Raw genomic sequence first — 11,428 nt, forward strand, 5'->3', positions numbered from 1 at the left:
GGCCTCGCTTGACCTCGGCTGTTACAACCAGCCCGAAAGAACGGCCTCCTGCCTGCATCAGCCGGGATGCGCATCCCGGCTGATGCTCCAAGTAAAACACAACCCGTCCACACAAGCCCGGCATGACAATCGGAGCTATACGCCCCCTCAAGCCGCCCCTTCCAGCCGCTTCAGCGCGTCGGCGAATTTCGCCCGCGCCGCCTCGGCATCGGACTTCCGCTCGCGCTGCTCCTCGACCACATGTTCGGGTGCGGACGATACGAACTTCTCATTGGCGAGCTTCACCTCGATCTTCGCGATCTCGCCATCGAGCTTTGCCACTTCCTTTTTCAAGCGGGCCGTTTCGACCTTGAGATCGACCACATCGGCGAGCGGAAGAAGCAGCGTCGCCTCGTCGAGCACGAGCTGTACGGAACCTGCGGGCGTCGTCTCCGTCGCCTCCACCGAGGCAAGCCGCGCGAGACGAAGGATGAGGTCCTTGTGACGGCCGAGGCGCTGAAGGTTCTCCTCCGCCGCCCCCTTGATCAGCAGCGCGATCTTCGCACCCGCCGGCACATTCATCTCGGCACGGACGGAACGAACCTCCGAAATGAGGCGGATCACCCAATCCATTTCCGAATCGGCCGCCGCATCGCCAAGGCTCGAAAGGTTCGGCCACGGCGCGGTGACGAGCAGGCTCTCGCGCGCGGGGCCCGCCGTCGTCGCCCAAAGCTCCTCGGTCATGAAGGGCATGAAGGGATGCAGGATCAGCAGGATCTGATCGAGCACCCATGCGGCGGTTGCCCGCGTTTCGGCCTTCGCGGCCTCGTCCGCTCCCATGAGCAGCGGCTTGATGAACTCGACATACCAGTCGCAGAAGACGTTCCACACGAAGCGGTAGATCGCGCCCGCCGCCTCGTTGAAGCGATAGGCTTCGATCTCCTCCGTGACCCTTGCAGCCGTGCGTGCCGCCTCGCCCACGATCCATTTATTGACCGTCTGCGACACCGCCGCCGGATCGAAGCCTTCCACGCGCGCGCACTCGTTCATCTCGCAGAAGCGCGCGGCGTTCCAGAGCTTCGTGCCGAAATTGCGGTAGCCCTCGACGCGGCTCGTCGCGAGCTTGATGTCGCGGCCCTGCGCGGCCATGGCCGCCAGCGTGAAGCGCAGCGCATCGGCGCCATATTCGTCGATGAGCTTCAGGGGATCGATCACGTTCCCCTTGGTCTTCGACATCTTCTGGCCCTTCTCGTCGCGGACAAGGGCGTGGATATAAACGTCGCGGAAGGGCACTTCGTTCATGAAGTGAAGCCCCATCATCATCATCCGCGCGACCCAGAAGAAGATGATGTCGAAGCCGGTGACGAGCACATCGGTCTTGTAATAGCGCTTGAGTTCGGGCGTCTGATCCGGCCAGCCCAGCGTCGAGAAAGGCCAGAGCGCTGATGAGAACCAGGTGTCGAGCACGTCCTCGTCGCGCTTGAGCTCGACGCGCCGCCCGTAATGCTTCTCGGCGGCGGCGAGCGCCTCCTCCTCGCTATGGGCGACGAAGATTTCTCCGTCTTCCGCATACCAGGCCGGAATGCGATGGCCCCACCAGAGCTGGCGCGAGATGCACCAGGGCTGGATGTTCCGCATCCACTCGAAATAGGTCTTCTCCCAGTTCTTCGGCACGAAGATCGTCTCGCCCCGCTCCACCGCCTCGATGGCGGGCGTTGCGAGGGTTGCCGCATCCACATACCACTGGTCGGTCAGATAGGGCTCGATGACCGTCATCTTCGACTTCTCGTCATGAGGCACCATGACGATCTTGTCCTCGATCCGGTCGAGAAGCCCGGCCGCCTCGATGTCGGCGACGACCTTCTTGCGCGCCTCAAAGCGATCGAGCCCGCGATAGGCTTCCGGGCCTGCATCATTGATACGACCGTCCGGGGTCAGAATATTGATCTGCGGCAGGCCGTGGCGCTTGCCAACCTCGAAGTCGTTGAAGTCATGCGCGGGCGTGATCTTCACCGCGCCGGACCCCTGCGTCGGATCGGCATGCTCGTCGGCGACGATGGGAATGCGCCGGCCGACCAGCGGCAGCACGACATCCGAGCCGATGAGGTGCCTGTAGCGCTCGTCTTCCGCATTCACGGCGACCGCCGTGTCGCCCAGCATCGTTTCGGGCCGCGTGGTGGCGACGACGATATAGTCGCGCTCCTCCCATTCGGTCGGCTTGCCATCCTCGTCATGCGCGATGGGGAAGCGGTAGGTCCTGCCGTCGGCCAGCGGATAGCGGAAGTGCCAGAAATGGCCCTTGACCTCGATATTCTCGACCTCGAGGTCGGAAACCGCCGTCTGGAGCTTCGGGTCCCAGTTGACGAGCCGCTTGTCGCGATAGATGAGCCCCTGCCTGTAAAGCTCGATAAAGACTTTCAAAACGGCCTTCGAGAGCCCCTCGTCCAGCGTGAAGCGCTCGCGGCTCCAGTCGCAGGACGCACCGAGGCGGCGAAGCTGGCCGACGATCGTGCCGCCGGACTCGCCCTTCCACTTCCAGACCCGCTCGATGAAAGCCTCCCGGCCCATGTCGCGGCGGCGCACATTGCCTTCCGCCTCAAGCTGGCGTTCGACGATCATCTGCGTGGCGATGCCCGCATGGTCGAGGCCCGGCTGCCAGAGCACGTCCTTGCCCCGCATGCGCTCGAAACGGATGAGCACGTCCTGAAGCGTGTTGTTGAGGGCATGGCCCATATGCAGGCTGCCGGTCACATTGGGCGGCGGAATGACGATGCAATAGGACTTCGCGCCCGCCGCTACCCGCTCCGGATTGCCCCCCTTGAAGGCACCGCTGTCTTCCCAGAGGCGGTACAGGCGCTCTTCGACATTTTGGGGCTGGAAATTCTTGTCGAGCATCGGATCGGGTCCGTCGGACTGAGAGAAACACTCCCCCGCGATCGCGGGGAACCTGGGGAATTGCGTCTGGCGGAAATGCGCCATCGCCCCGGCGCTTGCCGCCGGGACCCATGAGCCATCTGGCTTGTTATGAGGCCAATGGGTCCTGGAAACAAATCCCGGGACGACACTGAATCTGTGGCAGGGCCGCGCCTAACGGTTGCCACAGCAGGGGGACTGCCGCAAGAGGAAGCTTCGCTGGCCTGCGTGTGGCCGCGACGGCGGGACTTTCAGCGGCGTCCGCGCGCGACCCGTTCGATTTCCTCGCGGACGAGTTGCTCGACGAGCGGCGGAAGGTTCTGATCCAGCCACTGCTTGAGCATGGGGCGCAGGAGGTCGGCCACCAGATCCTCGAGCGTCCGGCCGCCACCACCCGACGAGGTGAAGATGCTGCCCGCAAGCGCGCCAAAGGCGGCCGAGGCCGCGGTTGCCGCCTCGCTGGAGAGCAATCCCGCGCCCTGAGGCGCCGGCTCGGGTCGGTAGGCCGGATTTTGGGTCGGTTGAGCGCTCATGACGGGCTCCCCAAAAGTAATATCTTCGTCTGGCTCGATGAACTCCTGCTCATCCCGATAGGCCTCGGTCTCGGGTGCCCGGGCATAGTCGGGCTCGGCCTCATATTCCGGCTCGGGCTCATATTCGGGCTCGGCCTCGAAGACGGGTTCGGGCTCAGGCAGGGCGGGCTCTTCCGGCAGCGGCTCGGTAAGCTCCAGCACCTCCTCATACTCTTCCTCGAACTCAATTTCCTCGGAAACAGCCTCGGCTTCGACAGGCTCCTCCTCGAAGGCCGGAGGCGGCGGAGGCACTTCCTCGCGCTCGTCCTTGCCCCCGCTGTCTTCAGAAATAATCCGGCGAATGGAGGCGAGAATCTCCTCCATCGTGGGTTCCTGTGCCGGGCCTTGATTGCTCATCCTGCATCCTGTCTGTCTGTCGATCGCCTCGCGACATCGATCTACATATCAGACAAAAGCTTAGGAGATGTTGACTTCAATTGCCAACATTCGCGGCCCGGATATGGTGATCGAGGCCCCATAAGGGCCGTCGGCCAGCATGATTTCACTCTTCGTCGCCGGCCGTGCCGAAGCCGATCCACTTGCCGCTGACCTCATCGTAATTCTTCTGAGGGTCGTAATATTTGACCGGCAGATTGAGCTGCTGGGCCGTCAGGCGGCCCATGGCGGCCAGAAGGCTGTACTCGGCCACCGCCTCGTCCCGCTCCGCGCTCACCAGCGCCACGCGGGCGTTCAGAAGTTCCTGGTCCGCGTTCAGCACGTCGAGAATGGTCTGCGAGCCCACCTCTTCCTGCTGCTTGACCCCTTCGAGCGCGATCTCGTTCGCCCGGACCTGCTCGCGGCTCGAAACCATGTTGGAGCGCGCCGCGCGAAGCTGCTCCCAGGCGTTCTGCACCGCCTCGTCCACGGCCCGCTGAACGGAGGCGATCTGCATCATCGCCACGCTGTTCTGCTCCTTCGCGGCGCGGACCTTGGAATATTCCGCCCCGCTCTGATAGAGCGGCACCGTCAGCACACCCATGATCGCGCTCTCGTCGGAGGAGCGGATATTGGTGCCGGTCAGCGAGCTCGACGCCGGATTGCGGGCATACTGATATTGCGCCTGAACGTCGAAGCTCGGCAGCAGCGCGCCCTTTGCGACAGCGATCGCCGCCCGGCTCGACGCTTCCGCGGCGCGCGCCGCACGCAGGTCGGGATTGGCCTGCGCCGCCATCTCTCGCGCCTGGGCCTCGCTCTGCGGCAGGTTCTCGTTCGATTTCGGCCGCTCGAGCGTGCCCGGCGCATGGCCGACAATCTTCGCATAGGCGGCCCGGCTCGCGGTCAGCTGCGCTTCGGCAACGCGCAGCGCGGTGCGTGCGCCGCTCAGCCGCGCTTCCGACTGGGCCACATCCGTGCGCGTCAGTTCGCCGACCTGGAAGCGGTCGCGCGTCGCCTCGAGCTGCCGCTTCAGAACCTCGACGTTGTTTCTGTTGAGTTCGACGACGCCCTCGTCGCGAATGACGTTCATATAGGCCGCCACCGCATTCAGCAGCGTGTCCTGCTCGACGCTCACAAGCGTGTTGCGGCCGGCATCGACGGCGAATTTTGCCTGCTCGGTCGAGTTGACCGTGCGCCCGCCGGCAAAAAGGTTCTGGCTGAGCGTGACGGAGCCCGTAAGCGGACGCGCGTTGGAGGTGATGCTCGCGCCGGGGACGGGCGCCGAGAGATTGGCGCGGTTCCGCACGGCGCTGTAGGTGCCCTGCGCCACGACGGTCGGCCGCCAGCCGGAGAGCGCCTGCGCGACCTGCTCGTCGGTCGCCCGGAGCAAGGCGCGCTGGCCTTGAAGATCGGGATTGGTTTGGTAGGCGGCCACGAGCGCATCCGTCAGGGTCTCGGCCGATGCCGGCAAGGCAACCAGCAGGGCCGCCGTCATGGCGCCTACCGTGGTGAGAGCAATGTTCTTTGCGGACGTGATAAAGCGTCGTTTCATCGTCTGTTTCTCCGAGGGCGCGGCCTCGCCCTCTTGAACGCTTCCCTGGCCGTCAGCCGGTGCATCACCGGCAAGGTACCTACAAGAATCGGCGGGGCCAAGTCCCCGGAGAGACCGCAAGAGATCGTGTCAAAATGCCGGTATCGGGCGATCGCGTCTGCGTCCGCCAGGCCCGCCCGAGCAATCCTCAGAAGACGAAGCTCTCCTCGATCGCGAATCCCGGCAGCGGATGAACGATGGCGTCGAACGCCGCCCTGCCGCTCACGACGCCGTTGGACTTGACGAAGACATGGCCCTGCGCGGTCGCCCCTTCGCCCATGATGACGGCGAGCCTGCCGCCTTCCGCGAGCTGATCGAAAAGCGCCGCCGGCTCCACCTGAACGGAACCGTTGAAGAAAATCACATCGTAGGGGGCGTCCTTCGCCCAGCCTTCTCGAAGCTTGCCGGTCACGATGCTCGCATTGGCGATCTGGAGTTCGCCGAGCGCGCTGCGGGCCGCGCCGGCCAGCTCTTCGCTTTCCTCGAGGCCGATCACGCTCTGCGCGAGCCTTGCGAGAACCGCGGTGGAGTAACCCGTCGCGCAGCCGATATCGAGAACGCGGTCGCTCTCGCTAATCTCCGCGAGCTGGGCGAGCTTCGCGAAGGCGCGCGGCTCCATGAGGTAGCGCGCCTCGCCCTGGCCCGCATCGGTGAGGCGGAGGTCTTCGTCCATATAGGCGACGCCACGCCGCACCTCCGGCACGAAGTTCTCGCGCGGAACATCGGCCATTGCGGCAATCAGCCTCAAATCGGTGACGGCGTTGCAGCGCACCTGGCTCTCAACCATGTTGATCCGGGCAGCGGTGAAGTCGGTCATGGATCGTCCTGAAGGGAAATTTCGGCCTTGAATGGAGGCGACGGAGATTGATCGAGCCCCGCCGCTTCGGGAACTGGACGAGTTTATAAAGGTCCGGGCGGCCAAACTCAATTCGTGACCATCCCCTGATTCTCGCCCGGCCGGCAACGCCCGAGGGCAGAAGGGAGTGAACGGCCATGAACAGCCCGCCCGCGCATCCGCCGCGGGAAGGACCGATCGAAGCTCGATTGAAGATTGTATGCTCGGGCGGGAATTGCTATACCCCGCGGCGACCAAGGATGGCCACGTGGCGGAGTGGTGACGCAGCGGACTGCAAATCCGTATACCCCGGTTCGATTCCGGGCGTGGCCTCCAGATAAATTCCCGAAATATCGACTTCAGGCTGCAAAGCCCTCCACTGCCCCGCCCCGTTTCAGGCTGGCGGTAGCGTCATGGCCCACCCGATGGGCCGCGCGCGGGCCTCGTCGCGCCTCCGCCGCCAGAATCCCGCCCCAGAGCATGCCGAAAAGCAGGAACAGGTGGCGCCAGTTGTCGATGTCGATGATGAGCCCCTCCGCCACATGGCCGATTACGGCGGCGAAGACCACGATGAGGAGCTCCCGGCCGGGTGCGTCGATCAGCACCGCCCTCCAGCCCCGGATGACCGTCAGCCCGACAAAAGAGAGGAAGGCCAGGCCCGCGAGGAAGCCTCCGGCCACCAGAACGTGCAGATAGACATTGTGGGTGTCGAGCTTGTTGATCATCGCCCATTGGGCCGGGCCGATGCCGAGCGGATGTTCGAGCGCCATGGCGATGGCGCGCTTCTGGCTGTCGAACCGGCCCTGATGGCCGACGTCATAGTCCTGCACGAGCGAGGCGCGCTCCTCGAATAGCCTCTGCACCTTCGGCGTCGAAAGCGCGACGCCGACCACCGCGACGATAATGAGCCCCATCAGCGCCGAAAATGCGATGAGCCGCGTCGATTGCGCGGGCGAGCGCGACGTTGCGAGCGTGAAGCCGCCAAAGACGAGGCTGGAAAGCAGGAAGCTGCCCCATGCGCCGCGCGAGAAGCTGAGCAGGATGGCGAGAACCAGAAGCGCGAAGAGAGGCAGCAGACCGAACGCATGCAGCGCGCGCGCCTTGGTCAGCCGCAGGCCGAGATAGAGCGTCGGCGCGATGAGATAGGGCCCGAAAACGTTCGGATCGTTGAAGGTTCCATCCGCGCGGCCGAAATTCGTGAAGCCGAAGGAATCGGGGAAAATTCCGAAATAGCCGCCGACGCCCGCCGCCGCCGCCAATATCGCAGCCACGCAATAGGCGTTGAAAAGCAGCGACAGCCGCCGCTCCGGCGCCTCGAAAACGCAACTGGCGAAGAAGATGAAGGCGCAGGTCAGATAGGCCGTCACCGGCAGCGAGTTCTGCAACCTGTCGAGATAGACGGCGCCCATTCCGCCGATGCCGTAACCGACGATGATGAGCCCCCAGAGCGACGCCGGAAGTGCTAGACGGCGCGGAAAGCGCAAGCCCAGCGCGAAAAAGAGCGCCATGCTGCCGACCAGCAGCAGGTCATAGGGAACGGGCTGGTCCTTCCCCTGCTCACTCGTCTGGTAGAAGCTGCTCGCAAGCACGAGAAAGAGCGCGATATCCGCGATCCGCGCCCCCCAGTTCACGCGCGCAAAGCCCGCGCGCATGGGCTGGGCGATGCGGCCTCCTCCCGTCTCGACCTGCCACCCGTCCATCGCCTCGCTCCCTAGAATGCGTTCTCGCCCTTGAGCATGGCGAAAGGCGTGCGGAGAATGATGTAAAGGTCGAAGAGCAGCGACCAGTTCTCGATGTAGTAGAGATCGTGCTCGGTGCGGCGGAGAATCTTTTCGCGCGTATCCGTTTCTCCGCGCCAGCCATTGATCTGCGCCCAGCCGGTGATGCCCGGCTTGACGCGGTGGCGCGCGAAATAGCCGTCCACCACATCGCCATAAAGCTCGTCGCCCGCCTTCGCCAGAATGGCATGCGGCCGGGGGCCGACGATCGACATGTCGCCCTTGAGCACGGTAATGAACTGCGGCAGCTCGTCGAAGCTCGACCGGCGCAGGAAGCGCCCGACGCGGGTGACGCGGTCGTCGTCGCTCGTTACCAGCCGCGCGGCATTGGCATCGGTCTGCTCATGCCTGAGCGTGCGGAACTTGTAGACCTCGACAAGCTCGTTGTTGAAACCGTAGCGGCGCTGCTTGAAGAAGACGGGCCCCCGGCTGTCGAGCTTGATGGCCGCCGCGATCAGAAGAAGCAGCGGCGAAAGCACGAGCAGGAACAAGGCCGCGAGAACGCGGTCTTCAATCACCTTCAGCACATAGTCCCAGTCTGAAAGGGGCCTGTCGTAGAGATTGAAGAAGGGGACGTTCCCCACATAGCTGTAGGTTCCGGGCGTCATGCGCAGCGGCGCATCGAGCGCGGACAGGCGGATATCCACGGGCAGAACCCACACCTTCCGCATCATTTCGAGAACGCGCCGCTCCGCCGAAAGCGGCAGCGACATGACGAGAAGGTCGATACGATTCGAACGGGCGAAGCGCACAAGCTCGTCGACCGTGCCGAGCTTCGGATAGCCCGCGACGATATCGGACACGCGCTCGTCATTGCGATCGTCGAAGACGCCGCAAATCTTGATATCCGAACCGGCCGAGGCGTGAAGCGCCTCGATGAGCCTCTGTCCGCGCTCACCCCCGCCGACGATCACCACGCGGCGTTCGAGCCGGCCGGTCTTCATCCAGTGCCGAATGAGAACCGTCGCGCCAGCCCGCATCGCGACAAGCGACGAGAACGCGCCGAGCGACCAGCCCACGAACCAGACGCGCGAGACTTCCTCGCCGAGCTTCAGCAGGAAGCCGGTCGCCATCAGAACCGCGAGAACGCCGAGCCAGGCAAGGCCGAGGCGGCCGATCTGCATCATCGCGCGCTGAAGCACGGGGATACGATAAAGACCGCTGAGCTGGAAGCTCACGACGGCGAGCATCGCCCCGGCGAGGATCGTCGGGTAATAGATGAAACGGAGCACCGGCGCATCGGCGCCGAGATAGGCGTGAAAAAGCAGAACGCCGCAAAGCACGACAAGCGCCGCATCCGCGATGCGCACCGAACCGGCGATCACCGCTGGCGAGATCATCCGCACGATGCGCGCGCGCCTTTCGAGCGTCGGGAGCTTCCCGTCCCGGATCTGCCCTTCGCGCCAGCCGCCGGTCCCGGTCTGGCCGGTTCCGGCGCTTGCTGCCATGTTGCCCGACGCGGCGTGATAGCCGCCGGACCCCTCTCCCGACCCGCTCATAGCGGAACCCCTTCGTGAAACTTTCCGGGCAGCCCGTTCGCCGCGCCCGCCGCATGAGGAACCGACGCCGGATCGAGAAGCTGCCGGTAGAAACCGATGACGCCCTCGACCATGCGCGAAACTGAAAACTCCGATCGGACGCGGTTGCGCAGCCGCTCCGCCGCGCGCTGCATGCCATCCACATTGCCGAGTGCATGGACGAGCGCGGCCGCCAGCGCATCCGCATCGGCGGGCGGAACGAGCAGGTTCGCATCCGCACCGAAAATCTCAGGGATACCGCCGACCCGCGTCGCGATGAGCGGCATGCCTGCCGCCGCCGCCTCGAGCGCCACATAGGGCAGCGATTCATGATGCGACGGCATGACCACGACGCGGCCGAGGGCGAATGCCTGCCGCGCGGGCATGACGCCCGCGAACTCGATCCGGACATGCGCGGGAGCGGCGCGCGCCATCTCCTCGAAGGTTGCGCTGTCTGGCCCCGAGCCGACGATCCGGATGAAGAGCGGTGTGCCGGTCCTCGTTGCCGCCTCGATGAGCGTGCCGACGCCCTTCAGCCGGCGCAGTTCGCCAATGAAGACGAAATCTGCGCACTCGTCCGCCTGCGCGCGGACGGGCTCGAACTCGGCCTCCGTCACGCCATTGTGAATGACGATGGAACGGCCTTTCGGCTCGCCCACCTTGTCGATGAAGGTTCGGAGACTGAAATCGGACTCGAAGATCACGCCGTCCGTGCGATAGCGCATGATGCGCTCCATCGCCAGAAACAGCACGCCCTGCAGCGAGCTACGGCTGAAATGCAGCGCGCCGCCATGAGGCGTGTAAACGCGCGCGCCGCCCGCAAGGCGCGGCAACAGCCGCGCATATGCGCCGCCCTTGGCGCCATGCCCGTGCACAATGTGAGGCCGAAGCTTGCTTATCCGGCCAGTTATTCGTGCCAGATTGAACGCATCGCCAAGGCCCGGCAGACGGCTCATGGGCGTGACATGGACGCCGAGCGCGCAATACTTCCGAAGCTCGTCGAGGCGCGCGAGCGAAACCGGATCGCGCGGCCGCTCGCCAAGGATGACGCCGACCTCGAGTCCCGCCCTCTGCTGCCCGCCCGCAAGATCGCAGACATGACGAAAGAGCCCGCCAAGCGGCGCGCGCAGGACATGCAGCACACGGATCGGTTCGACCGTGCCGGATGCCGGAGCGGCGGCCATCAGAAATATCGCTCCTTGACCAATATGGTGTCGCCGGGCCTCACCGGCGCGCCGGTATCGACGTCCATTTCCATCAGCCGGTCGCCGCGTTTCCTGGTGATATGGACCGTGTCCTGATTGGCCCGATAGGAAAACCCGCCCGCGATCGCCACGGCGCTCTGCACGGTCATGCCGTTGACGAAGGGATATTGCCCTGCCCTCTGCACCTCGCCGAGGATGAAGAAGGGCCTGAACTCCATGACCTGCACACTGACATTAGGGTTGCGGAGCAGGGTCTTGCCGAGCGACTCCTCAATCGCGGCCTGAAGCCCGTCCGTGGTCAGCCCCCGCGCACGCACCGGCGGAATGAGCGGAATGGCGATATTGCCGCCGCCATCGACCGAGAAATCGCCGCTGAGATCGCTCTGCCCGAACACGGTCACGCGCAACTTGTCGCCGCTATCGAGAAGATAAGGCTCCACCGCCTCGTTGATCGGGCGCTCGGTGACGCTCCTTCCGCCCGCGCAGCCGGAAAGCACAAGCCCGACGGCGAGGCACATGAGGCCGGCCGCGATCCTCCTGCCGAATTGACCGGCCGGAAACCGCTGATCCCGGATGAAAGGCAGAACGCCGCGGCGAGCCATGGCTGGACGATCCCTGAAATATCCCGCTGTTCCGCAAACTAGGCCGGACTGGTTAATTTTT

General features: G+C 64.6%; 8 protein-coding genes and 1 tRNA gene. 1 reads left to right on the forward strand and 8 read right to left on the reverse strand.

Annotated features, from left to right (window positions below):
• Window positions 1–147: 147 nt before the first annotated feature.
• From WBG82_RS10275 to WBG82_RS10290, 4 genes are all read right to left on the reverse strand, one after another.
• Window positions 148–2,874 carry a valine--tRNA ligase gene (locus WBG82_RS10275; RefSeq protein WP_424424436.1) on the reverse strand — a complete coding sequence of 909 codons (2,727 nt, stop codon included), beginning with the start codon at window positions 2,872–2,874 and terminating at the stop codon, window positions 148–150.
• Between the two features lie 269 nt (window positions 2,875–3,143).
• The gene (locus WBG82_RS10280; protein WP_424424437.1) at window positions 3,144–3,821 is read right to left on the reverse strand and encodes a DUF2497 domain-containing protein; all 678 of its coding nucleotides are present in this window, start codon (window positions 3,819–3,821) and stop codon (window positions 3,144–3,146) included.
• Window positions 3,822–3,966: 145 nt separating this feature from the next.
• Complete coding sequence (locus tag WBG82_RS10285; RefSeq protein WP_424424438.1) at window positions 3,967–5,391, reverse strand: TolC family outer membrane protein; 1,425 nt, start codon at window positions 5,389–5,391, stop codon at window positions 3,967–3,969.
• A gap of 187 nt (window positions 5,392–5,578) precedes the next feature.
• Window positions 5,579–6,247 carry a protein-L-isoaspartate O-methyltransferase family protein gene (locus tag WBG82_RS10290; protein ID WP_424424439.1) on the reverse strand — a complete coding sequence of 223 codons (669 nt, stop codon included), beginning with the start codon at window positions 6,245–6,247 and terminating at the stop codon, window positions 5,579–5,581.
• Between the two features lie 280 nt (window positions 6,248–6,527).
• On the opposite strand from WBG82_RS10290, the gene WBG82_RS10295 reads away from it, so the two are divergent.
• Window positions 6,528–6,601 (forward strand) — tRNA-Cys (locus WBG82_RS10295).
• A gap of 23 nt (window positions 6,602–6,624) precedes the next feature.
• Here WBG82_RS10295 and WBG82_RS10300 read toward each other — a convergent pair.
• The 4 genes from WBG82_RS10300 to WBG82_RS10315 all read right to left on the reverse strand — a co-directional run.
• Entirely contained in the window at window positions 6,625–7,965 is a 1,341-nt protein-coding gene (locus WBG82_RS10300) for an O-antigen ligase family protein (RefSeq protein ID WP_424424440.1), read from the reverse strand.
• A gap of 11 nt (window positions 7,966–7,976) precedes the next feature.
• Complete coding sequence (locus WBG82_RS10305) at window positions 7,977–9,542, reverse strand: undecaprenyl-phosphate glucose phosphotransferase (RefSeq protein ID WP_424424441.1); 1,566 nt, start codon at window positions 9,540–9,542, stop codon at window positions 7,977–7,979.
• On the reverse strand, window positions 9,539–10,744 hold the full coding sequence (locus WBG82_RS10310) for a glycosyltransferase (protein WP_424424442.1): 1,206 nt from the start codon (window positions 10,742–10,744) through the stop codon (window positions 9,539–9,541). Before WBG82_RS10310 ends, WBG82_RS10305 begins: the two co-directional genes overlap by 4 nt.
• A partial coding sequence (locus tag WBG82_RS10315; protein ID WP_424424443.1) for a polysaccharide biosynthesis/export family protein occupies window positions 10,744–11,428 on the reverse strand: 685 nt, incomplete at its 5' end. The genes WBG82_RS10310 and WBG82_RS10315, both read right to left, overlap by 1 nt.

Origin of the sequence: Parvibaculum sp., from assembly GCF_049671045.1 — a bacterium.
GTDB lineage: Bacteria > Pseudomonadota > Alphaproteobacteria > Parvibaculales > Parvibaculaceae > Parvibaculum.